The following is a 21,876-nucleotide window of genomic DNA, read 5'->3' on the forward strand; positions in this document are numbered from 1 at the left end:
CTTGGTCATATGGGGCCTGCCGCATGTCTTTCAAACGCAGTATTGCCGCAGGCTTCATCGTTTTCCTCGCCATTTGCGGCGCCATTTCGTCGGCGCGTGCCGAGCCGTTCAAGATCGTCGGCTTCGGTGACAGCCTGATGGCGGGCTTTGGCCTCGGACCGGACGAGGGCTTTACCGACAAACTGCAGGCAGCCCTTCGCGCCAAGGGCCATGATGTGACCGTCGCCAATGCCGGTGTCTCCGGCGACACGTCGAGCGGTGGCCTGGCGCGGCTCGACTGGTCGGTGCCGGACGGCACCCAGCTGGTCATCCTCGAGCTCGGCGCCAACGACATGCTGCGCGGTGTCCCGCCCGACATCACCAAAAAGAACCTGGACGAGATGCTGGGCAAGCTGAGGGAGCGCAAGATTGCCGTGCTCTTGGCCGGCATGCGCGCCGCGCCCAATCTCGGTGCCGACTATCAGAGCGCCTTCGACGCCATCTTTCCGCACCTCGCCGGGAAATATGATGTTTCGCTCTACCCGTTCTTTCTCGACGGCGTCGCCGACCAGCCTGGCCTGCAGCTCGAGGACGGCATGCATCCGAACGCCCGGGGCGTCGACAAGATGGTCGAACGCATCCTGCCCACCGTCGAAAAGGCCATCGCGGCGGTGCCGGGAGGTTGGTGAGGCCGACTGGACCTGTTTCCGTTGGGGAAGCTTTTTGACAAGGACTGTGACCAACAAACCTCTTGCTCCGTTTGACTATCGATGATTCGCTACGGGTGACAGTTCGATTCGAGGAAGGGAGGCTCTTCATGCCGCGTCTTTTCACCGCCCTCGAAATACCGCGTGACGCCGCTCTTTCGCTGTCCCTGCTGCGGGGCGGCCTGCCAGGCGCCCGCTGGATCGACGTCGAAAACTACCATCTGACGCTGCGCTTCATCGGCGATGTCCCGGGCCATGTCGCCGACGAGATCGCCAACGCGCTCGACCGCGTTCACCGTCCCTCCTTCCCGCTGACGCTGTCCGGTGTCGGTGCTTTCGGCCAGAAGAAACCGCACGCGGTGTGGGCCGGAGTTTCGGCTTCGCCCGATCTTGTGGCCCTTCAGGGCGAAATCGAGCGCATCTGTCAGCGGCTCGGCATCCCTGCCGACCCGCGCAAGTTCATGCCGCATGTAACCCTTGCCCGGCTGCGCAATTCGACTCCGCTGGACGTCGCCCAGTATCTGTCGGCGCGCGGCAATTTCTCGACGCTGCCGTTCCGCGTCGGCCGCTTCGTCTTGATGTCGTCGCGCGATTCGGTCGGCGGCGGGCCCTATATCGTCGAGGAAGCCTGGCCGCTGTCGGGCAGTGACGCCCGCGCTTCCAGCCGCATAGCCAGCGCCTCCGACGCATCGCGGATCATGCGGTAGACGGACGCGAACGCTTCCGCGTCGTCATAGTAGGGATCCGGCACGTCGCGCGCCGTTCCCTCGGCGAATTCCAGGAACAGATGGATGCGCTCGTGCGTGGCTGCCGGCGCCAGCGCTTTCAGGTCGCGGACATTCGACCGGTCCATGCCGAAAATCAGGTCGAAGCGATGAAAATCCTCCGATGTGACCTTGCGCGCCCGCTGTCCGGAAATGTCGATGCCGTGGCGCACCGCGACCGCGATCGAGCGTGGATCGGGGGCAGAGCCGACCTCCCAGCCGCTGGTGGCCGCTGAATCGAGCAGGATGTCCCGGCTCCATCCGCGCTCCGCCCAGACGGCGCGAAAGACGCCTTCGGCCAGCGGCGACCGGCAGATATTGCCGAGGCAGACAAACAGGATGGATTTTATGGGCTTTGCGCTCATCGATCCGGCGTTGTTTTGTGCGTGTCGTTATCCCAAAACCGCAACGCACTTTTGGGCGACATGCATTATGGTGAGGGTCATTTTCGGGAAATAGCACAGGAAATCGACATGGCGAGAGAGAAACTGGGCAGGGAAGCCGCTGAAGCCGCGCTGACCGGGCTCGACGGCTGGGCACTGGCAAAGGACGCCGGCTCCATCAGCCGCACCTTCACCTTCAAGAATTTCTCCGAGGCCTTTGCCTTCATGACCCGCGTCGCGCTTGCCGCGGAAAAGATGGACCACCATCCGGAGTGGTCGAACGTCTACAAGACGGTCGAGGTCACGCTCAACACCCATGATGTCGGCGGCCTGAGCGTGCTCGATATCGAGATGGCGAAGAAGATGAACCGCTATTTCGGCGGCTGAGTGCTTTCCGTGCGTGCTTGCAATTGAATGGCGGACCTCAAATCGGCGCCGGCACTTGCAGCAGGGTTCGGATTTCACCACATCTTCCCCGCGGGCATGCGCCAGGACGCGCACGGCCCCGCAAGGAGAGGTTGATGGCGCGAGAATCCGGTTTTGATTTCTTCGGCTTTGGCGACAAGCTCGGCAGCGAGAGCGAGGTGCGCGAGAAATTCTGGCGCACGGCGAAGAAGGCCGCACGGCAGATTCCGTTCATGGAAGAGGTCGTCGCCGCCTATTATTGCGCCCTGGACAAGAACACGCCGCTGCGCGCCAAGGGCATATTGCTGGCCGCGCTCGGCTATTTCGTCCTGCCGGTGGACGTCATTCCCGATTTCGTGCTCGGGCTTGGCTTCACCGACGACATCGCCGTGCTGACCGCCGCCATCACCGCCGTCAGCGCCCACATCACGCCGGCGCACCGGCAGGCCGCCAAGGAGGCCATCGCCGACAAGGGCTGAGCGTCTCCACGCCAGCCCGCGCCCTGGACATCGGCGTTCAGCGGCCGGGGAAAAAAGTCAAACTCTTGCCGCTTTCGTGGCCTCCAAGTCGCCGAAGGGACGCCGCGCCACCCGCTGACAGGGCGGCGGCGCGGGAATGGCGGCGGTTTCCTCGGGTGAGGGTCCTTTTCTCAAAGGAAGTTCACCGTTTGGTAACCCAGATTAAATCAAAATGAAGCGACGGGCAGGACGCCAAGCCGGCCTGCCGCCGCACCATTTGGAATACGGGAAAAACGATGCGCGGATTGATTGCTATAGTTTCGAGCCTGGTCCTGGTGGCCGCGGCGGCGCCGGCACTGGCGCAGTCGGCGACCAAGATCGGCCAGCACAATGCCTGGGGCACCTACAGCTACCAGGCATCGGGCGGCAAGGTCTGCTATGTCCTGACCGTGCCGACCGACAAGCAGCCGCCGACGCTCGACCATGGCGACATGTTCTTCTTCGTCAGCCAGCGGCCCGGCCAGCAGGTCTCCTACGAGCCGCAATTCATTGCCGGCTATAACTTCCAGGAAGGCTCCAAGGCCACCGTCACCATCGACAAGAAGTCCTTCTCGATGTTCACGCGCGGCAAGTCGGCCTGGGTCGAGAACGCCGCCGAGGAGCCGGTGCTGATCGCCGCGATGAAGACCGGCACCGACATGAAGGTGACGGCGAAGTCGGGCCGCGGCAACCCCACCTCCTATGTCTTCTCGCTGAAGGGCATTTCGGCGGCGCTGTCCTCGATCGCCAAGTGCAAATAGGCAAATCATCGTTTTGAGTGAGAGGCCGGGCGGCATGGCCCGGCCTTTTTGCTTTTGGGGTTGTCGGCAGAGGCAGCGAGGTCTGCTTTGCCGCACCCGGCATGACTCTGCCCTCAACCTGTGCTATGCGCCGCGCTTCATATCAGGCACGATGGATGAAATCGGCCGCAAACCGCTTATATCAGTGCAATCATGACCCTTTCATTCGATCTCACCACCGAGGGCGCCCGTGACGCATTGCGCGCCCGCGCAACACAGTCCGAGAAGCCGTCGCTGATCGGCCTGACGCGCGCCGAACTCGGCGAGGCTCTCGTCGCTTCGGGCATCGTGCCGGAGCGCCAGGCCAGGATGCGCGCCCAGCAGCTCTGGCACTGGATGTATGTGCGCGGCGTCTCCGACTTCGCCGGCATGTTCAACATCTCCAAGGATCTGCGCGCTGAGCTGGACAAGCATTTCACAGTCGCCAGGCCCGAAATCGTCGAGGAGCAGATCTCCTCCGACGGCACGCGAAAGTGGCTGTTCCGCTTCCCTCCGCGCGGCGCCGGCCGGCCGGTCGAGATCGAGACCGTCTATATTCCCGAGGAAGGCCGTGGCACGCTCTGCATCTCCTCGCAGGTCGGCTGCACGCTGACCTGCTCCTTCTGCCACACGGGCACGCAGAAGCTGGTGCGCAATCTGACGGCCGAGGAAATCCTCGCCCAGCTGCTCACCGCCCGCGATCGGCTCGGCGACTTCCCCGACCGCGACACGCCGGACGGCGCCATCGTGCCGGCCGAGGGCAGAAAAGTCTCCAACATCGTCATGATGGGCATGGGCGAGCCGCTCTACAATTTCGAGGCGGTGAAGAAGGCGCTGCTGATCGCCTCCGACGGCGACGGCCTGTCGCTTTCGAAGCGTCGCATCACCTTGTCGACCTCCGGCGTCGTGCCCGAGATTTTCCGCACCGGCGAGGAGATCGGCGTCATGCTGGCGATCTCGCTGCATGCCACCAATGACGATTTGCGCGACTTGCTTGTGCCGATCAACAAGAAGTATCCGCTCAAGGAACTGATCGCCGCCTGCCGCGCCTATCCCGGCCTGTCGAACGCCAAGCGCATCACCTTCGAATATGTGATGCTGAAGGACGTCAACGATTCCATCGAGGACGCCAAGGGGCTGATCAAGCTGCTCAAGGGCATTCCGGCCAAGATCAACCTGATTCCGTTCAACCCGTGGCCGGGCACCAACTACCAGTGCTCGGACTGGGAGACGATCGAGAAGTTTGCCGACTACATCAACAATGCCGGTTATGCCTCGCCGATCCGCACCCCGCGCGGCCGCGACATCCTGGCCGCCTGCGGCCAGCTCAAGTCGGACTCGGAGCGCATGCGCAAGGTCGACCGGCTGGCGCTGGAAGCCATGATGATCGCGGGGCACGGCGAGGCGTGAGCCGCCTCGTCGCCTGGCTGAAGCGCATCGCCATCATAGCAGTCGGTTATGTCGCCGCCGTGCTGACCTCGATCCTGGTACCCGTGCTGCTGATCGCTCTTCTGGAAGGAATCGAAGACGGGAACTGGTCCATCATTTTCGCATTCGACTGGCTGGGCTCGTTCCCGCTCGCCGTGTTGACCGTGATGGTCGGCGCGCTGTTGATCGTCGGCCCGGCAATCTTTGTCGCCGAACGGCTGTCGCTTCGAGGATGGTTCTACTTTGCGGTCACGGGTGCGATCACCTCCATCGCCTTTGGTGTTTCCATTCCGCGCTCGGCCGGGAGTTTTGTTTTCAATCCGGGCTATCTCGGTTTTCTGGCCACGGCTGGCATCGCTGCCGGTTCGGTCTACTGGCTTCTGGCCGGGCGTAAGTCCGGCCATCTCACACGCGGGGATTTGGGATGAGCCGTTTCGCCGCTTACCTCGTCCGTTTTGCCGTCATCCTGTTCGGCTATGCGGTCGCCTCGCTGGCGGCGAGCGCCTTCCTCAACATCCTGTTCCTGGCCTCGCTCGGCTACACGCCGGAGCACGCGCAACCGACGGCAACGGCTTCCCTTTATTTTTCAATTCCCTTCATCGCCCTGTTCGTCGCCTATTTCGCCTTCATGCCGGCGGCGATCGTCATCCTGCTTGCCGAGATCATCGGCCGGCGCGACTGGCTGTTCTATGCGCTGGCGGGCGCGGTGGTTGCGGGGGTTTTCCTCGGCCTTGTCGACCATGCCGATGACGCCACTTTCGCGGTCAGGGACACCAGCGCCATCATGGCGGTGATTGGCGGCGGCATGGTCGGCGGCATCTTCTACTGGCTCAGCGCCGGGCGCTGGGCTGGAAGCTGGTGGCAGGGTGGAACCGGCCATGATCCCGAAAGGCGGAAAACGGCTTTCGGGAAGGATCCCGGTCAAACGGGACGATAAAGCCTACTTCGCCTGCGCCGTCAGGATCTTGAGCGCGAAGGCGGAGAACACGCCGGCGAACAGATAGTCGACAACGCGTGTCACGCGCGGGCTGGCCTTCATCGCCGCCGAGAATCTTTCCGCCGCCAGCACCATCGGCACGGTTACCGGGATCGACAGCACGATGAACATCGAGCCGAGGAAAAACAGCTTTCCCGGCGCGTTCGGGTCATGCGCGGAGACGAACTGCGGCAGGAAGGTCATGAAGAACAGGATGATCTTCGGATTGAGCAGATTGACGCCAAGCCCCGCCGCCCAGCTCCGCAACAGCGAAATCCGGGGGCCTGTCTTCTTCTCCGGCGAAAAGGCCGAGCCCTTGGTGATCGCTTGCCAGGCCAGGAAGACCAGATAGCCGGCGCCAAAAATCTTCAGCACGAAGAAGGCCATCGGCGAGGCAACGATCAGCGCCGAGACGCCGACCACCACCAGCGTGGTGTGGATCAGCGTGCCGCACAGGGCGCCGGCCATCGAGGCAAAGCCGGTGGCGCGGCCCTGGCTCAGCGTGCGCGAGACGAACAAGGTCATGTCCGGCCCCGGCGTGATCGCCAGGATCACGGTGGCGATGGCGAACTGGATCAGCGTGGTGGCGTCGGGAATGAAGGACATGGGGGGCCCCGAGAGATCGGACATGCTGCCTTTAGAGGATAGGGCCTGTGGTTGCCAGCGGCTGGGTGATTGAAACGCTGATCCAGCACCCCTGAATCGTCTGTCCGTCGCCGCCTCGCCACGATCCGCGGCGTTCGTCTCTTGCGGTGACCGGAAACGGCGTGATACCTCGCCCGCCGAGAACTCCTGTCGCGGAACCGCCAAATGTCAAAAGCAAAAGACGTCAAGAAAGTCGTGCTCGCCTATTCCGGCGGCCTCGACACCTCCATCATCCTGAAATGGCTGCAGACCGAACTCGGCGCCGAGGTGGTGACCTTCACCGCCGATCTTGGCCAGGGTGGCGAACTCGAGCCGGCGCGCCGCAAGGCGGAGATGATGGGCATCAAGGACATCCGCGTCGTCGACGTGCGCGAGGAATTCGTGTCCGACTTCGTCTTCCCGATGTTCCGCGCCAATGCCGTCTATGAAGGGACCTATTTGCTCGGCACCTCGATCGCGCGGCCGCTGATCTCCAAGCACCTGGTCGAGATTGCCAGGGAAACCGGCGCCGACGCGATCGCCCATGGCGCCACCGGTAAGGGCAACGACCAGGTTCGTTTCGAGCTTTCCGCCTATGCGCTGAACCCCGACATCAAGGTCATCGCGCCGTGGCGCGACTGGTCGTTCAAGTCGCGCACCGACCTGATCAACTTCGCCGAGCAGCACCAGATCCCGGTGCCGAAGGACAAGAAGGGCGACGCGCCGTTCTCGGTCGACGCCAACCTGCTGCATTCGTCCTCCGAGGGCAAAGTGCTGGAGGATCCGTGGAGCGAGCCGCCGGAGTTCGTCCACCAGCGCACCGTTTCGCCAATGGACGCGCCGGACAAAGTCACCGAGATCGAGATCGAGTTCCTCAAGGGTGATCCGATCGCGCTCGACGGCAAGAAGCTGTCGCCGGCAACCATGCTGGCGGCACTCAACGATCTCGGCCGCGACAATGGCATCGGCCGGCTCGACCTCGTCGAGAACCGTTTCGTCGGCATGAAATCGCGGGGCGTCTACGAGACACCCGGCGGCACCATCCTGATCGCGGCCCACCGCGCCATCGAATCGATCACGCTCGATCGTGGGGCCGCCCATCTCAAGGACGAGTTCATGCCGCGCTATGCCGAGCTGATCTACAACGGCTTCTGGTTCGCGCCCGAGCGCCTGATGCTGCAGGCGATGATCGACAAGAGCCAGGAAGACGTCGAAGGCACGGTGCGCCTCAAGCTCTACAAGGGCAACGTCATGGTTACCGGCCGCAAGTCGAAGAAGACGCTCTATTCCGATGCGCTGGTCACCTTCGAGGACGACCGTGGCGCCTACGACCAGAAGGACGCCGCCGGCTTCATCCGCCTCAACGCGCTGCGGCTGAGGACGCTTGCCGCGCGCAATCGCAAGGGCTGATACCCGGGGGCTGGAGCGGGCCTGGGGTGCGCTCCACCGCTCGCATGAGAGCTGAAACGGCCAAGAAACCCGACGGAGACGCCGGGTTTTATTTGGCACTCCTAATATAATGGAAATCAAAGTCCCCTCGAAGAGTTTCCCGTTTGACCTTTTGACAGCATTATTTTAGTTGTCCTACGGGATCGAGGGGTTTTGACAGTGAAAAATGGTATTTCTATTCTGCTTGGCGTGGCCGTCGTTTTGACGGTGTGCCCGCCCTCGCAGGCAAGCGCGAAACGCGAACCGAAGGTGAATCTGGACGGCTGCGTTGCCGCTGTCCAAGCATGGGGCCTCACGCTCAAACACGACATCGCCTCCTTCATGGGTGTCTCGCAGGAACGCATGCCGGCCCTGTTCTGCCAGCGCCTTGGCGAAGGGCTGCGCAGCGGGCGGATCAGCTACTCCGACATAAACAACCTGCAGCTCGACCAGCCGACCGAAATCTGGATGGTTATCAAGGGCAAGTCAAAGGCGGCTACGGCTACGCAAGCCCCGGCGCCGCGTACGTCCAAGTTCCGTAACTGCAGCGGTATTGACGGCAGCTTCCAGGTTCCCGCTTCCCAGAAATGCCCGTTGAGCGGCTACGCGCATTATTGAGGGTGATGTGATGAGATCGAACCTGGTCGCTCCAAGTGATCGGGTTTTGACCCTGCTCCATAAACAAAAAGCCCGGCACATAGCCGGGCTTGTTGTCGAATAGGGATTTCTATCAGTCGGCATCGATCGCCGTGGCGATGCGGGCGATGGCCTGCTGATAGACGCTCGCGGAGTTCCAGCCGGCAATTGCGCCCATATTCGCCTGCGCGCTCGCGCCAGCCCGCCAACCATGACCCTTGAGGAAGTTGGCGGTGGAGGCCAACGCCGTGTTCCTGTCGCGCAGGTTTCCGTTGCCGACCGCATACTTCAAGACATTTCCGGGGAGGAACTGCGTGTGGCCAATCTCGCCATGCATGGCGCCGACAGACGAGGCGGTCAATGCTCCGCGATCGACCAGCTTCAGGGCTGCAATGGCATGCGGGTAAAAGTAGTCCGGGCGGCGGCAATCATAGGCAAGCGTCAAAATGGCAGAAACCGTGTTCTGGTTGCCCATCGAGGCGCCGAAGCCGGTCTCCATACCCCAGATGGCGAGCAATACACCCGGCGACACGCCGTAGTTCCGTTCGATCTGGTTGAACAGCGCCGCGTTCGACTTCTTCAGCGAACGGCCCTTGGAAATGATCACGGCCCCGCCACGACGCTTCATGAAATCTTCCACCGAGCCGCTGAAAGCCTTGTGGATGGCGCGGTCGGCGGAGATCGTCCTTGTTGCGTAGGTGGCGCCAGCCAGTGCGGCCAGGCCCCTCGAGCCCACACCTTCGGCCTTGGCCTGCGCGGCGAAATCCTGCTTCCAGGCATCGAAGCCGGCGCCGGTCTTGCCACAGCTGCCCGCCGCCTGCGCGCCCGTCGCCAGCGCAAGCACCGCCACCACCGCGGCCACTAAAATCCTACCCTTGGCAAGAAATGCCATGTTGTTCTCCTGGTTGTCTGATTCACGTCCCAGCTGCGAATTTGCCAGCGAAACACGTCCTTGTCACTGTATGTGCTGCAATGCTGGCGAATGCCGGGGAATTTGCCTACGATCAAGTGATTATTGTGGCGGGGTCGAAATAGCCATGGAAGACGTTGATGTCGTGCTCATCGGCGCCGGCTCGGCGGGTCTTGCGGCGGCCAGGATCCTGCAGACGGCAGGCCTCTCCTTCAAGCTGCTCGAAGCGATGGACCGTATCGGCGGACGCGCATGGACCAGCGAACGGCATTTCGGCGTGCCCTTCGACATCGGCTGCGCCTGGTTGCATGCCGCCGATCGCAACCCCTATTTTCCCGAAGCGCAGGCTGCCGGCTGGGCCCTGCATCACCACGACATGAACGTCGACCATCTCTACTACCGCGAGCGCAGGGCAAGCGAAGCCGAAGAGGCCGAGATGAAGGCGGCCGACGCGCGGCTGTTCGAACTGCTGGCCAGACATGAAGTGAAGGAAGGTGACGACGACCGTCTTTCGGCGCTGCTCGCCAAGGGCCACGCGCCCCGCGCCGCGGCCACCTTCGCCGGGCCGATGGATTTCGGCGCCGACGAGGACGAGATTTCGATCCGCGACTTTCAGGCGGCCGCCGATCTCGATCCGAACTACTTCAGCAAGGAAGGTTTTGGCGCGCTGGTCGTGCGATTCGGCGCCGGCGTGCCGGTCGAACTGTCGACGCCGGTGCGCAAAATTCTCTGGGACGTTCCTGGGGTCGCCTGCGTCACGGATCGCGGCACCATCCGCGCCAAAGCGGCGATCGTCACCGCCTCGCCGGCGGTGCTCGCCTTCGAGGAGATCGCGTTCTCGCCGGTGTTGCCCGATACGCATTTCGCCGCGTTCTTCGATCTGCCGATGGGCATGCTGACCAAGCTGCCGGTCGAGATCATGGGCACCAGGCTTGGACTGCAGCCCTTTGACGACCTGCTGATCGAGCGGATGGCCAGGCATGACATCTATTTCCTGTGCTTCCCGTTCGACCTCGACCTGATGGTCGGTTTCGTCGGTGGCGACTTCGCCTGGGAGATGTCGGCGGCCGGTGAGGCAGCCGGCATCGACTTCGTCGTCGACCGGCTGTGCGGCATCTTCGGCAACGACACCCGCAGGCATGTCGGACGCGCCATGATGACCAATTGGGGCGGCGAGCGATTCGTGCGCGGCGCCTATGCGGCGGCCCGCCCCGGCCGTTCCCAGGCGCGCGCCGCGCTGATGCAGCCGGTGGCCGACAAGATCTTCTTCGCCGGCGAACACCTGGCCGGCCCTCTGATCCAGACCTGCGGCGGCGCACGGCTGTCGGGCGAAGCGGTGGCAAGACAGGTCGTCGCCCAGCTTGCGGCGAAATAGCGCCGATCGATGGGGAACGCCGGCCGGTGATCCGCGTTGGAGACGCGCCGCCCCGCACCATATGCTCGCCTTGAAGGTTTGAGATCCCGATGAAACTCTTCGACTGCCCGCATTGCGGCCATCGTCTATACTTCGAGAACGCCCAGTGCCTGAACTGCGGCAGCCTCGTGCTCTACCATCCGGAGCACGCACGCTTCGCGCTGTCGGGCGTCGACGGCATCTTCCAGTGCACCAACGCCGATGAATGCGCCTGCAACTGGATGGCCGAGCCGGGACAGGCCTTTTGCCGTGCATGCGTGCTGAACCAGCTGATCCCGGATCTCTCCGTCGACGGCAATCGCCGCCGCTGGATCCGCGTCGAGGCGGCGAAGAAGCGCGCCATCTATTCGCTGCTGGCCTTCGGGCTGCCGGTTGCGCCCAAGCAGAACCCTGCCGACGAGGTCGGCCTTGCCTTCGACTTCCTGGCCGATCCGATCGGCGGCGGTCCGGGCGGCGAGCGCATCCTGACCGGTCACGACAACGGCCTGATCACGCTCAATGTCGCCGAGGCCGATTCGGCCGAGCGTGAAAAACGGCGCGTCGAGATGGGCGAGAACTATCGCACCTTGCTCGGCCACTTTCGCCACGAGCTCGGCCATTATTACTGGGATCGCCTGATCCGCGACGTCCCGGAAAGGCTTGCCGCTTTCCGCGCTCTGTTCGGCGACGATCGCGCCGACTACGAACAGGCGCTGAAGACTTACTACGCCGATGGCGCGCCGCCCGACTGGCAACTGAGCCACATCTCACCCTATGCCACCTCCCATCCGTGGGAAGACTGGGCGGAGACCTGGGCCCACTATCTGCACATCACCGACACGCTGGAGATGGTCCGTGCGCTGAACTTTCCACTTGGCCGGCTGGAGACGGTGGAGGCGAACGACCTGCCACGGGGCGATACGGGTGGCGAACCGCGGGCGGCTCCATCGGAGCCCTCGGCCGTAGCCGAGCCGTTCGAAAAGATCCTCGCCCGCTGGCTGGTGCTGTCGGAAGCCTCCAACTCCATAAACCGCTGCATGGGCCTGCCCGACCTCTATCCCTTCATTATCTCCGACATCACGGCGCGAAAACTGGCCTTCGTTCACGAACTTCTGACCCGTCTGCCGAAAGAAACCGGAACAAATCGTGAGTTGGCTCAGGCATTTTAGCCGGAACGCATGCGCCACAGCCCCGTTTTCGCTGGCGAGGGACCACGAAAAACGGAGAGAAACCATGAAATCCATACTGTTTCCCGCAGTCGCCGGGATGCTCACCGTGATGTCGGGTGCCGCGTTTGCCGACACTGCCGTCTCCGCCGTCACCGACCTCAACGTGCGCGCCGGCCCCGGCCCGCAATATCCTGTCATTGGCGTGCTCGCCGCCGGCCAGTCAGCGACGCTCAATGGCTGCATCGAAAACAGCAAATGGTGCACCATCGCCGAAGCCGGCGGCCAGGGTTGGGTCTATTCCGACTATGTGACGGCCGATTTTGGCGGCAACCGCGTCGTGCTGACGCAACGGCCGCACGGTTCCAGCGTTACAGTCGTCTCACCGCCGGAAGACATAGGCGAGAACTCGAACGACTATACCGGAGCGATCGTCGCCGGCGAGCCGGTCGAGGACGTTTTCCCGCCACCGCCGGCCGAAGTCAGGACCTATGTCGACACGCATCGCCTCGACCCCGTCTATCTCGATGGTGAGGTCGTCACCGGTGCAACCTTGCCCGACACCGTCGAGCTGCGCGAAATTCCAGACTACAACTACCGCTATGTCTATGTGAACGGTCAACCGGCGCTGATCGATCCGCAGACACGGCGCATCATGTACGTGGTGCGCTGACTGCCCGAGCGGCTCAAGCGGCCGCCGCGACAGCGGCGGCCGCTTGCGACACGCGTGTCGATCGCGCGGCACCGCGTTTCGCCTGATGGCGCGGCCGCGGCGCAAGAATCCTTTGCAAAAGCGATTCCGATTTTCGGGGCCATCAGCTAGATCAACAGGTGATGGATTCGGCAAAGGAGCCAGCGTGACACCAGACCCTGTTGCCTTCGAACGCTACCGGCGTTCGCCGAACCACAAGACGACCTTGCCGCGCCTTTTGCTGGGAACAGCGATCGTCATCCTGTTCTGGGCCGCAACGACTGTAGCCGTGCTGTTTGCCGCCGCCTATGTCTTCTTCACCTGGCAGGCAGCGGCGCCACCATCCGGCATGCAGGGGTTCCTTGCCTCGCCCATGGGCATCCTCACCGCGCTCGCTTCTTTTACGGGCATCTGGATCGGCCTGTGGATTGCCATGCGCTGGGTTCACGGCGAGCCGCTGTCGGCCCTCTTCGGCGTCGGCGGTCGCGTTTCGCGGTCGGGCTTCCTCAAGGGGCTGGTGGCGGTGCTGATCACCTCGCTTGTGTCCGAAATCCTGCTCTACATGCTGCAGCCCGAGATCGCGCGCGGCACGATCAGCCTGTCGTCCTGGCTGCTGTTCCTGGTCCCGACCGTCGCGCTGACCTTGCTGCAGACGTCGTCGGAAGAAATGTTGTTTCGCGGCTACCTGCTGCGCGGCCTGGCCAATCGGTTCAAGAGCCCGGTCGTCTGGGCGCTGCTGCCAGGCCTGCTGTTCACCTCGCTGCATTGGAGCCCGAGCTCGACGGTCGCCATCAATGCCTGCGTCCTGGCCTCGATCGCCGCTTTCGCACTGCTGTTGACGCTCGTGGTCCATGCCACCGGCAATCTCGGCGCGGCCTTCGGCGCCCATCTCGGCAACAACCTGACCGGCTTTCTGCTGATCTCGCATCAGGAAAGCTACAATTCCTTCGCCTTGTTCAACGCCAGGCCGCTCGAGGGGCCGGGCTGGACGACGTCGGACGCGGTTCTGATCGCCTTTATCGGCATTGCCTGCAGCCTGCTGACGATTGCGTTGCTTCTGCATCCACGCTCGCCGCTCAGGGTCGCCGCCGAGCTTCCGGACCGGACGAGCGCGGCCTGAATGCGGCTCACAAAGCGACGCGGCTCGACGGTAGTGCCTCGCTTTGAAATTGGCGTAACCGCCTAATTTCTTGCCCGAGCTGCGCAAGCGCCTATATGTTTGATGGAAAACATAGGAAGCGTCATGATTGCCAAGTACACAACCGCCGAAGGTATGGCCCGAACTGTGGGTGTCGATCCGAACGCGTTCCGCGAAGCGTTGCGCACTGCGAAGCACCCTCGGAAACGCAACACCGATTGGGAAGTGAAGATCGACAGCCCGTCATATTCGGGGATGCGCACCGTGCTGGCGAGCCTCCTGCGGCGGAAGGCAGCCTGATCCCCACCGGACCTGAAGGCCCGAATTTCAAACCGAGACACTACCGGCTCGGCCCTTGTCTTGACTCTGCGGCCGATTTCCTGTCTACACGCCCCGAATTCCGCGACGAGTATCCCTCCGAGCAAGCCGACCAGGACGCCGAAACCTCTTCGAGGTGAAGTGCTTTAAATCGATCCTGGAGGCCAACACCCGGCAGCGCTGAGCGCCCCCGGGTGCTTTTTGGTTTTGGGCTTTGCTTGGATGATCGGCGCGAACGCATTACCTCTCGGATCGAACCCGAACCGAGATTGAAGGACGATCGATGTTTGAATCGCTGCAGGAGCGCACAAGAGGCGTGGAGGGCCATCGGCCCGACAGGGATCACTATGAATCCAAGGCGCCGTCGCGCGGCGGGTTGACCAATGTTTGAGTCCCTACAAGAGCGCCTTGGCTCCATTCTGAACGGCCTGACCGGCCGCGGCGCGCTGTCGGAGGCTGATGTCTCGGCGGCATTGCGCGAGGTGCGCCGTGCGCTGCTCGAAGCCGACGTGGCGCTGGAAGTGGTGCGCTCGTTCACCGACAAGGTGCGCGAGAAGGCCGTCGGCGCCGCCGTGGTCAAGTCGATCAAGCCCGGCCAGATGGTCGTCAAGATCGTCCATGACGAGCTGGTCGAGATGCTCGGCGCCGAGGGCGTCGCCGTGGACCTCAATGCGCCGGCTCCGGTCGTCATCATGATGGTCGGCCTGCAGGGCTCCGGCAAGACGACCACTTCGGCCAAGATCGCCAAGCGCCTTTCCGAGCGTCAGAACAAGAAGGTCCTGATGGCCTCGCTCGACACGCGGCGGCCGGCAGCGCAGGAGCAGCTCCGCCAGCTCGGCGAGCAGGTCAAGGTCGCGACGCTGCCGATCATCGACGGCCAGTCGCCGGTCGACATCGCGCGGCGCGCCGTGCAGGCGGCCAAGCTCGGTGGCCACGATGTGGTGATTCTCGACACCGCCGGCCGCACCCATATCGACGAGCCGCTGATGGTCGAGATGGCCGACATCAAGAAGATGTCGAGCCCACACGAAATCCTGCTGGTCGCCGACTCGCTGACCGGCCAGGACGCCGTCAACCTGGCGAAAAGCTTCGACGAACGCGTCGGCATCACCGGCCTCGTGCTGACCCGCATGGACGGCGACGGCCGCGGCGGCGCCGCGCTTTCCATGCGCGCCGTCACCGGCAAGCCGATCAAGCTGATCGGCACCGGCGAGAAGATGGACGGGCTGGAGGAATTCCATCCCAAGCGCATCGCCGACCGCATCCTCGGCATGGGCGACATCGTCAGCCTGGTCGAAAAGGCCGCCGAGAACATCGACGCCGAGCAGGCGGCGGCGATGGCCAGGAAGATGCAGTCGGGCAAGTTCGACCTCAACGACCTCGCCCAGCAGCTTCAGCAGATGTCGAAGATGGGTGGCATGGGCGGCATCATGGGCATGATGCCCGGCATGGGCAAGATGAAGGACCAGATGGCCGCCGCCGGTCTCGACGACAAGATGTTCGGCCGCCAACTCGCCATCATCTCGTCGATGACCAAGGCCGAGCGCGCCAATCCCGATATCCTCAAGCACTCGCGCAAGAAGCGCATCGCCGCCGGCTCCGGCACCGATGCGGCCGAGATCAACAAGCTGCTCAAGATGCATCGCGGCATGGCCGACATGATGAAGGCGATGGGCGGCAAGGGCAAAGGCGGCGGCCTCATGCGCGGCATGATGGGCGGCCTCGCCTCGAAAATGGGCCTCGGCGGCATGATGCCAGGCGGCGGCCCCGGGGGCATGATGGGCGGCGGCATGCCTGATCTGTCGAAGATGGACCCCAAGCAGCTCGAAGCCCTGCAGAAGCAGGCGCAGGCGGCCGGCCTCGGCGGCATGAAGGGCCTGCCCGGTGGTCTTCCCGGCGGCGGTGGCCTGCCCGGCCTGCCCGGCGGCATGAAGCTTCCCGGCCTGCCGGGTCTCGGCGGCGGCCTGCCCGGCCTTGGCAAGAAGAAGTGAGGACGCCATGAACGAAGAAAAAGACATGGCCGACGCACGCACCATCCTGGCCGACTATCGCGCCTCGATCGACAACATCGACGCGGCACTCATCCACATGCTGGCCGAGCGCTTCCGTTGCACCAAGGCGGTTGGCGTGCTGAAGGCGACGCACGGCTTGCCGCCGGCCGATCCGGCGCGCGAGCAGCAGCAGATCACCCGTCTTCGCCAACTGGCAAAGGATGCCCATCTCGACCCGGATTTCGCGGAAAAATTCCTCAACTTCGTCGTCCGCGAAGTGATCCGCCACCACGAACAGATCGCCGCTTCCAACGGCGTGACGAAAGTCGGCTGACCGGTGCATTTCGCCCAAAAGTGCTCAGCGGTTTTGGGATAACGACATGCACAAACAAAAAATTCAGCCACCAACCGATCAACGACATCAGAGCTTTTAGGAGAAAAGAAATGGCACTGAAGATCCGACTGGCCCGCGCGGGCTCGAAGAAGCGTCCCTACTACCACGTCGTCGTCGCCGACGCCCGTTCGCCCCGCGACGGCCGTTTCATCGAGTCGCTCGGCTCGTGGAACCCGCTGCTGCCCAAGGACGGCGAGCGCGTCAAGGTCGACGCCGACCGCGTCAAGCATTGGCTGTCGCACGGCGCCCAGCCGACCGACCGCGTGCTGCGCTTCCTCGACGAGGCCGGCATCGCCAAGCGCGATGCCCGCTCCAACCCGAAGAAGGCCGAGCCGGGCAAGAAGGCCCAGGAACGCGCCGCGCTTCTGAAGAAGGCGCAGGAAGACGCCGCTGCCGCCGTCGCGGCGGCTGCCGCCGCACCGGCCGAGGCCGAAGCCGCCACCGCCGAATAAATATTCTTCATCGCATCGACAAAACGGCGGGCCTGTGCCCGCCGTTTTGCTATTGTCCGGCAATGCCATGGCGGCATTCTGGCTGATGGAGCGGATGGGCGAACGGGCAGTCACGGAAGAAGTCCTGTCTGGTGGCGTTGCCGGAATGCTGTTGCGATGCCCTGACGCCACGACGGGCGTCGTTGTGTTGAGCGGATCCAGCGGCCGCGTCGACGTCGCCCGCGCCAGGCTGTTTGCCGGGGAAGTGGCATCCGCGCTGGCGCTCCAGTGGTTCGGCGGCGAAGGCCAGGTTCCCGGCATCTGCGAGATCCCCCTCGAGACATTTTTCGCCGCGACCGACCATCTTGTCGGGCTGGGCTGCAGGCGCATTGTCTATGTCGGAACGTCCAAAGGCGCCGAGGCATCCTTGCTTGCGGCCGCGCATGACCCGCGCATCGACGCCGTGATCGCGATCAGCCCGACATCGGTGGTTTGGGGAAACATCGGACCGGGCCGCGACGGCACTAGCTGGCCCGAGCGATCGTCGTGGACGCTGAAGCGTGTCCCGCTCCCATTTGTCCCAAGCAATCCCAATTGGAGCGCGGAGTACGTCGACGGTCTGGCGTCGTACCGGGGGCTTTTCCAGCGTGCCTTACAGACCTTCGGGGACGAGGCGAGCCAAGCCGCCATTCCCGTCGACGCAATCTCGGCAGAGATCGTGCTGGTTGCGGGCGGGGACGACGCGCTTTGGCCATCCCTCGATTTTGCCCGGTCGATTGTTGGCCGTCGAAGCCAAGCCGGAAAGACCACGCGCCTCGTTTCGAGCCCCGAAGCCGGTCACCGCATTCTCTTGCCGGGCGAAACGACGCCACGATCGGGATCGCACGCCCATGGCGGCAATGATCACGCCGATGCAAGTCTGGGCCGAGAAGCTTGGGGATATATCCGAGAGCTGCTGTAGCGGAGCCCAAGGCTGCCATCACCGGTGGACAATTTTGCTTCAAACGAAAACGGCGGGCCTGTGCCCGCCGTTTTCTATTTCCAGCCGATCAATAGCCGCTCGGGCAGCGGTCGACGTAGACCCGCCCATGGCGGTCGCGATACCGGCATTGGCCGCTTTCGCTGGCACGACCGATCAGGGCGCCTGCCACGGCACCAACCGCGCCGCCAACGACAGCGCCCTGGACAGGATCTCCGGCCACGGCTGCGCCGATCGCCGCGCCACCCAGTCCGCCCACAGCCGCGCCTTTTTCCGTTTGCGAGCACGCGCCCAGCGCCGTCGCCAACAGCAAAATGGTAATAATTTTCTTCATCTTCGTTCCTCTCACAGGGGATCGCCATCGCTCCGCCAAGTGCTTAACTCCCGGACGGCTAATTTGATCCCGAGGAGAATGAAGATCGTGACGCCGCTCGCTCGAGCGACAGAGTCCCGCGCGGATCATGCCTCGGTGGCGCGCTTCAGATTGGCGAGCCCGACCTCGAAATCCTTGCCGATCAGCGTGTCGAAATTCATGAACAGGCCCATCAGCTTGGCGATGAACGGCCGGCTGCCGCGCATCGCCCAGGTGACGGAGGTGCTGTCGCCAGACGGGGTCAAGGAGAAGTCGACGGTGTTGTTGGCCCTGAACGGTTTTTCGAAATCGAGCTTGAGCGACACCAGCGAGGACGGCACCGAATTGACGATCTCCATGCGTCCCTTGCCGGCCTGGCCGTTGCCTTCCCAGGCATAGGCGGCGCCCTTGCCGCTTTCGGCGCCGAAGAGCGTGCGCTTCATGTCCGGGTCGAGCTTTTCATAGGGCGACCATGTCGGCCAGCGTCTGAAATCATTGATCAGCGGGAAGATCGCGTCGGCGGACGCTTTGATGCTGACGGAACGGCTGACGATGAAGTCATCAGGCCGTGTGGCGGCATAGATGAGGACGACGGCGACGAGAACGATCAGGATGACAAGGATGGTGCTGAACATGTTTCTCTCCTTCGTGCTTTATCGGCTGAACGGGATCAGCGCGCGCAGCCTGGGGTCGCGCAGGAACAGGCCGCCCCACAGCATGACGCCGAGATAGACGCCGAACAGCGTGTGCGAGAACAGCGGATTGCCTACCCGCGCATTAGTGGCGATGGCGCCGCCCATATAGGCGGTGAGCAGGATGGCGCCGAGCACCGATGTGCGCGGCAAGGCGTAGAGCGCCGTCGAGATCAGGCCGATGATGCCGAGCATGCGCGCGACGTTCGCATCGGCCGGCCAGCCAAGCGGCACCATGGTCTGGGTGACGATGTCGAGCGGCGGCAACTTGATGGCGCCATCGAAGATCATGAACAGCACGATGATGCCGCTCAGCACGCGGCCGGTCCACAAGGCGCCCGACGAGACGGGCGCGGCTTCTGAAATGCTCATGGTGTTCCCTCCGGTTGCTTCCAGCCCTTTTCGCTGGGGTCGAACCAAGGACGTGACATGAGGAGAGAATCCGACATGGTCCGGATTCTTTTTGGCGCCGGTGGCGCTATGGCACGGCGAGAGCCAAGCTCAGCCGCGAGCACCATGCCTTCGTCATCCTCGGGCTTGACCCGAGGATCCATGCCGCGACATCAGGCGAAGAATGCGGCGGCTCAGAACGAGGATTCTATCTGCCGCGACGGGTACCCGATTCTGGCCTGCCTTCGTCTACAACGAATGTCACGGCATGGATCCCAGGGTCTCCGCGACGTCGCTTCGCTCCTGCTTCGCCCTGGGATGACGACGTGAGAAGCGTTTCGGTTCTCCAAGGGTAGAACTACCTGTGTATCGAGCGCCTACGAAAAGTAGAACTTCTCGGCCGGGAGCATTTTCGGCGGCGTCTCGCCCAGCGCCTCGAACACCGAGATTTCACAGACGCGGCACAGGCCGTCGAGGGCGAGGTCGTTGGCCTCGGTGCCGAACGGATCCTCGAGCTCTTCCGAAAGCGCGTCGAGGCCGAAGAAGGTGTAGGCGATCAGCGCGGTGAACAACGGCGTTGCCCAGCCGGCACCGGAGACCAGCCCGAAGGGCAAGAGCAGGCAGAAGACATAGGCGGTGCGCTGCAGAAGCAAGGTGTAGGCGAACGGCAAGGGTGTTCCCATGATGCGCTCGCATCCGGCCTGCGCCGCGGCGATTTCCGACAGGCGCTCGTCGAGGATGCGGTAGCCGATCGTATCGATCGCGCCGGCCTTGCGCAGCGCCGCGATGCGGCGGCCCATGCCGCGCACCATCGCGTCCGGCGCGTTGGCCGCCCTGGCGGCGATCTCGGTTTCGTCGCCGATGAAAGCGCGCGCTTGCGGCGTGGCGTCGACCCGCCTGAGCAGGCCGCGCAGGAAGTGGCAAAAGGCGATGGCTTCCATCAGCAGGCCGCGCAGTTCCGCCCGGTCATCGACCAGCCCGGCGGAGGCGCGCGCCAGGTTGCGGATGTCGAAGACAAGCTGGCCCCACAGTTTGCGCGCCTCCCACCAGCGGTCATAGGCGGCGTTGTTGCGGAAGCCGAGATAGATCGACAGCGCCACCCCGAGCAGCGCGAAGGGCGCGGTGCCGGCATTGCCGAAGTCGAGCTTCAGCGCCCGCACCACCACCACCACGAGCGCGCCATAGGCAGCGAAACCAAAAATCTGCGGCAGGATGCGCGGCACCACCGAGCCGCGCATGATGAAGAACAGGTGCAGAAGGCGTGGGCGCGGGCGGACGATCATCAAAGGCCTTTCGCGGACCGGCGCTGGTCCTCAGCTGCTTTATTGTGCGACGCGACCGCTCGGCAAGCCCAGCCGCCAGCGACATCGCCATGTCGTCCGTGCGGTGCGCTGTCGCGGACTATCGGCATTCGTCGGGCGCGGATATTGAGGAACACGCGGGCAGCGAGCCCGTATCAGGCGAGAGACGACGAATGACCGGCGAGACCGATCTGAAGACGCTGTTGGCATCGATGACGCCGCAATTGCTCGCCGGCACCTATGTCTTCGTCGCGCTGCCGCCCGGCGTCCCTGTTGCCGAAAACCTCGAACCGGTGATGGTGTTTCGCGAGCGCGAGGGAACGACGCTGATCGTCACCGAGGGCGCGGCCAGCGCTGCGGGGCTGGCCGCTTCGTTCCGCTGCCGCATGATCACGCTGAACATCCACTCGTCGCTGGAAGCGGTCGGCTTCCTCGCCGCCATCACCACGCGGCTGGCCGCCGCCGGCATGGGCGTCAATCCGGTCTCGGCCTTCTACCACGACCACCTGTTCGTCCCCGCCGACCGGGCGGAAGAGGCGCTGGTCTTTTTGCGTGGACTGGCGGCGGAGAACGGAGGGGTTCAGTAAGCGGTCAGCGTCTGCGGACGTACAGAATATCCGGCAGGCCTTCCTCGTTGGTGGTGCCATCGCCGAACGCTTCCGCACGGAACCCATGCCGCTCATAAAAACGCCGGGCGCCGGTGTTGGCCTGGAAGCAATGGAGTTTCACGACCGGCAAGGCAGCGATCGCGTCGATCAGCAACCGGCTGCCTATGCCTCGCCCTGTCCAGGTCGGGTCGAGATAGAGTTGTTCCACCCAATCGCCGCTGACGGCGATGAAGCCGACAATCTCGCTACCGGCTTCGGCGACCGTCACCTGCTGCCGTGGCAGCACGATGTCACGGATGAAGAAAAGGTCTTCCTCCGGCGCATGCAGCACCGGCATCCAGTCGAAAGCGTTGAGCGACGCGCGCATCATGGTCGCGATGGCGGCGGCATCCGAACCGATGGCCGGGCGTAGCGCGACTTTGGCGGGATTGCTCATCGTCGTTCACACATCAGAGGCCCGTGCTGCCCCTCATCCGCCTGCCGGCACCTTCTCCCCGTATAGTGACGGGGAGAAGG

28 protein-coding genes are annotated in these 21,876 nt (G+C 63.7%); 20 read left to right on the forward strand and 8 right to left on the reverse strand.

The window, feature by feature from the left end; all coding sequences use genetic code 11:
* The first annotated feature begins 23 nt into the window (after window positions 1–23).
* The gene (locus NR193_RS17725) at window positions 24–668 is read left to right on the forward strand and encodes an arylesterase (RefSeq protein ID WP_256752067.1); all 645 of its coding nucleotides are present in this window, start codon (window positions 24–26) and stop codon (window positions 666–668) included.
* A gap of 128 nt (window positions 669–796) precedes the next feature.
* Window positions 797–1,393 (forward strand): RNA 2',3'-cyclic phosphodiesterase, encoded by a 597-nt coding sequence (gene thpR, locus NR193_RS17730; RefSeq protein WP_256752068.1) that lies wholly within the window; start codon window positions 797–799, stop codon window positions 1,391–1,393.
* Here thpR and NR193_RS17735 read toward each other — a convergent pair.
* A complete protein-coding gene (locus NR193_RS17735) occupies window positions 1,297–1,815 on the reverse strand; it encodes a low molecular weight protein-tyrosine-phosphatase (protein ID WP_256752069.1) in 519 nt (172 codons plus the stop codon). The two genes, thpR and NR193_RS17735, sit on opposite strands and share 97 nt — an antisense overlap.
* A 108-nt stretch (window positions 1,816–1,923) precedes the next feature.
* Between NR193_RS17735 and NR193_RS17740 the strand changes: the two genes are divergently transcribed.
* The 6 genes from NR193_RS17740 (at window position 1,924) to NR193_RS17765 (ending at window position 5,879) form a co-directional block, all read left to right on the forward strand.
* Window positions 1,924–2,220 carry a 4a-hydroxytetrahydrobiopterin dehydratase gene (locus NR193_RS17740; protein ID WP_256752070.1) on the forward strand — a complete coding sequence of 99 codons (297 nt, stop codon included), beginning with the start codon at window positions 1,924–1,926 and terminating at the stop codon, window positions 2,218–2,220.
* Between the two features lie 134 nt (window positions 2,221–2,354).
* Window positions 2,355–2,717, forward strand: a complete 363-nt coding sequence (locus NR193_RS17745) for a YkvA family protein (RefSeq protein ID WP_256752071.1) — start codon at window positions 2,355–2,357, stop codon at window positions 2,715–2,717.
* A gap of 275 nt (window positions 2,718–2,992) precedes the next feature.
* A complete protein-coding gene (locus NR193_RS17750; RefSeq protein WP_091575980.1) occupies window positions 2,993–3,496 on the forward strand; it encodes an invasion associated locus B family protein in 504 nt (167 codons plus the stop codon).
* A gap of 192 nt (window positions 3,497–3,688) precedes the next feature.
* Window positions 3,689–4,924, forward strand: a complete 1,236-nt coding sequence (gene rlmN / locus NR193_RS17755) for a 23S rRNA (adenine(2503)-C(2))-methyltransferase RlmN (RefSeq protein ID WP_256752072.1) — start codon at window positions 3,689–3,691, stop codon at window positions 4,922–4,924.
* On the forward strand, window positions 4,921–5,370 hold the full coding sequence (locus tag NR193_RS17760) for a hypothetical protein (RefSeq protein ID WP_256752073.1): 450 nt from the start codon (window positions 4,921–4,923) through the stop codon (window positions 5,368–5,370). The genes rlmN and NR193_RS17760 overlap by 4 nt, the downstream gene beginning before the upstream one ends.
* The gene (locus tag NR193_RS17765) at window positions 5,367–5,879 is read left to right on the forward strand and encodes a hypothetical protein (RefSeq protein ID WP_256752074.1); all 513 of its coding nucleotides are present in this window, start codon (window positions 5,367–5,369) and stop codon (window positions 5,877–5,879) included. The genes NR193_RS17760 and NR193_RS17765 overlap by 4 nt, the downstream gene beginning before the upstream one ends.
* 3 nt (window positions 5,880–5,882) lie before the next feature.
* Here the strand turns inward: NR193_RS17765 and NR193_RS17770 are convergent, their stop codons facing one another.
* Window positions 5,883–6,524 (reverse strand): LysE family translocator, encoded by a 642-nt coding sequence (locus tag NR193_RS17770; protein WP_256752075.1) that lies wholly within the window; start codon window positions 6,522–6,524, stop codon window positions 5,883–5,885.
* Window positions 6,525–6,728: 204 nt separating this feature from the next.
* Between NR193_RS17770 and NR193_RS17775 the strand changes: the two genes are divergently transcribed.
* Window positions 6,729–7,952: an argininosuccinate synthase gene (locus NR193_RS17775; protein ID WP_256752076.1), complete on the forward strand. Its 1,224-nt coding sequence runs from the start codon at window positions 6,729–6,731 to the stop codon at window positions 7,950–7,952.
* Window positions 7,953–8,150: 198 nt separating this feature from the next.
* Window positions 8,151–8,588: a hypothetical protein gene (locus NR193_RS17780; RefSeq protein WP_256752077.1), complete on the forward strand. Its 438-nt coding sequence runs from the start codon at window positions 8,151–8,153 to the stop codon at window positions 8,586–8,588.
* Between the two features lie 112 nt (window positions 8,589–8,700).
* On the opposite strand, the gene NR193_RS17785 is transcribed toward NR193_RS17780, so the two are convergent.
* Entirely contained in the window at window positions 8,701–9,498 is a 798-nt protein-coding gene (locus NR193_RS17785; protein ID WP_256752078.1) for a lytic transglycosylase domain-containing protein, read from the reverse strand.
* A 145-nt stretch (window positions 9,499–9,643) separates the two neighbouring features.
* Between NR193_RS17785 and NR193_RS17790 the strand changes: the two genes are divergently transcribed.
* The 9 genes from NR193_RS17790 to NR193_RS17830 all read left to right on the forward strand — a co-directional run bounded on the left by NR193_RS17790 (window position 9,644) and on the right by NR193_RS17830 (window position 17,999).
* Window positions 9,644–10,891 carry an NAD(P)/FAD-dependent oxidoreductase gene (locus tag NR193_RS17790; RefSeq protein ID WP_256752079.1) on the forward strand — a complete coding sequence of 416 codons (1,248 nt, stop codon included), beginning with the start codon at window positions 9,644–9,646 and terminating at the stop codon, window positions 10,889–10,891.
* Window positions 10,892–10,980: 89 nt separating this feature from the next.
* On the forward strand, window positions 10,981–12,078 hold the full coding sequence (locus NR193_RS17795; protein ID WP_256752080.1) for a putative zinc-binding metallopeptidase: 1,098 nt from the start codon (window positions 10,981–10,983) through the stop codon (window positions 12,076–12,078).
* 64 nt (window positions 12,079–12,142) lie between these two features.
* Entirely contained in the window at window positions 12,143–12,748 is a 606-nt protein-coding gene (locus NR193_RS17800; protein ID WP_256752081.1) for a DUF1236 domain-containing protein, read from the forward strand.
* A gap of 184 nt (window positions 12,749–12,932) precedes the next feature.
* Window positions 12,933–13,886 (forward strand): type II CAAX endopeptidase family protein, encoded by a 954-nt coding sequence (locus NR193_RS17805; RefSeq protein WP_256752082.1) that lies wholly within the window; start codon window positions 12,933–12,935, stop codon window positions 13,884–13,886.
* A 123-nt stretch (window positions 13,887–14,009) separates the two neighbouring features.
* A complete protein-coding gene (locus NR193_RS17810) occupies window positions 14,010–14,204 on the forward strand; it encodes a hypothetical protein (protein ID WP_256752083.1) in 195 nt (64 codons plus the stop codon).
* 401 nt (window positions 14,205–14,605) lie between these two features.
* Complete coding sequence (ffh, locus tag NR193_RS17815; RefSeq protein ID WP_256752084.1) at window positions 14,606–16,213, forward strand: signal recognition particle protein; 1,608 nt, start codon at window positions 14,606–14,608, stop codon at window positions 16,211–16,213.
* A 7-nt stretch (window positions 16,214–16,220) separates the two neighbouring features.
* Window positions 16,221–16,547: a chorismate mutase gene (locus tag NR193_RS17820; RefSeq protein WP_256752085.1), complete on the forward strand. Its 327-nt coding sequence runs from the start codon at window positions 16,221–16,223 to the stop codon at window positions 16,545–16,547.
* A gap of 110 nt (window positions 16,548–16,657) precedes the next feature.
* Entirely contained in the window at window positions 16,658–17,059 is a 402-nt protein-coding gene (rpsP, locus tag NR193_RS17825; protein ID WP_172222069.1) for a 30S ribosomal protein S16, read from the forward strand.
* 145 nt (window positions 17,060–17,204) lie between these two features.
* Window positions 17,205–17,999 (forward strand): acyl-CoA thioester hydrolase/BAAT C-terminal domain-containing protein, encoded by a 795-nt coding sequence (locus tag NR193_RS17830; RefSeq protein WP_256752101.1) that lies wholly within the window; start codon window positions 17,205–17,207, stop codon window positions 17,997–17,999.
* 88 nt (window positions 18,000–18,087) lie between these two features.
* Here NR193_RS17830 and NR193_RS17835 read toward each other — a convergent pair whose 3' ends face one another.
* The 4 genes from NR193_RS17835 to NR193_RS17850 form a co-directional block, all read right to left on the reverse strand.
* On the reverse strand, window positions 18,088–18,351 hold the full coding sequence (locus NR193_RS17835; RefSeq protein ID WP_256752086.1) for a YMGG-like glycine zipper-containing protein: 264 nt from the start codon (window positions 18,349–18,351) through the stop codon (window positions 18,088–18,090).
* Between the two features lie 125 nt (window positions 18,352–18,476).
* A complete protein-coding gene (locus NR193_RS17840) occupies window positions 18,477–19,004 on the reverse strand; it encodes an SRPBCC family protein (protein WP_256752087.1) in 528 nt (175 codons plus the stop codon).
* 18 nt (window positions 19,005–19,022) lie between these two features.
* Window positions 19,023–19,433 (reverse strand): DoxX family protein, encoded by a 411-nt coding sequence (locus NR193_RS17845; RefSeq protein ID WP_256752088.1) that lies wholly within the window; start codon window positions 19,431–19,433, stop codon window positions 19,023–19,025.
* A gap of 395 nt (window positions 19,434–19,828) precedes the next feature.
* Window positions 19,829–20,734, reverse strand: a complete 906-nt coding sequence (locus NR193_RS17850) for a bestrophin family protein (protein WP_256752089.1) — start codon at window positions 20,732–20,734, stop codon at window positions 19,829–19,831.
* Between the two features lie 191 nt (window positions 20,735–20,925).
* On the opposite strand from NR193_RS17850, the gene NR193_RS17855 reads away from it, so the two are divergent.
* Complete coding sequence (locus NR193_RS17855) at window positions 20,926–21,339, forward strand: ACT domain-containing protein (RefSeq protein ID WP_256752090.1); 414 nt, start codon at window positions 20,926–20,928, stop codon at window positions 21,337–21,339.
* Between the two features lie 4 nt (window positions 21,340–21,343).
* Here the strand turns inward: NR193_RS17855 and NR193_RS17860 are convergent, their stop codons facing one another.
* Window positions 21,344–21,796 (reverse strand): GNAT family N-acetyltransferase, encoded by a 453-nt coding sequence (locus NR193_RS17860; RefSeq protein ID WP_256752091.1) that lies wholly within the window; start codon window positions 21,794–21,796, stop codon window positions 21,344–21,346.
* Window positions 21,797–21,876 lie beyond the last annotated feature (80 nt).

The organism is Mesorhizobium sp. Mes31 (assembly GCF_024519675.1).
GTDB lineage: Bacteria > Pseudomonadota > Alphaproteobacteria > Rhizobiales > Rhizobiaceae > Mesorhizobium.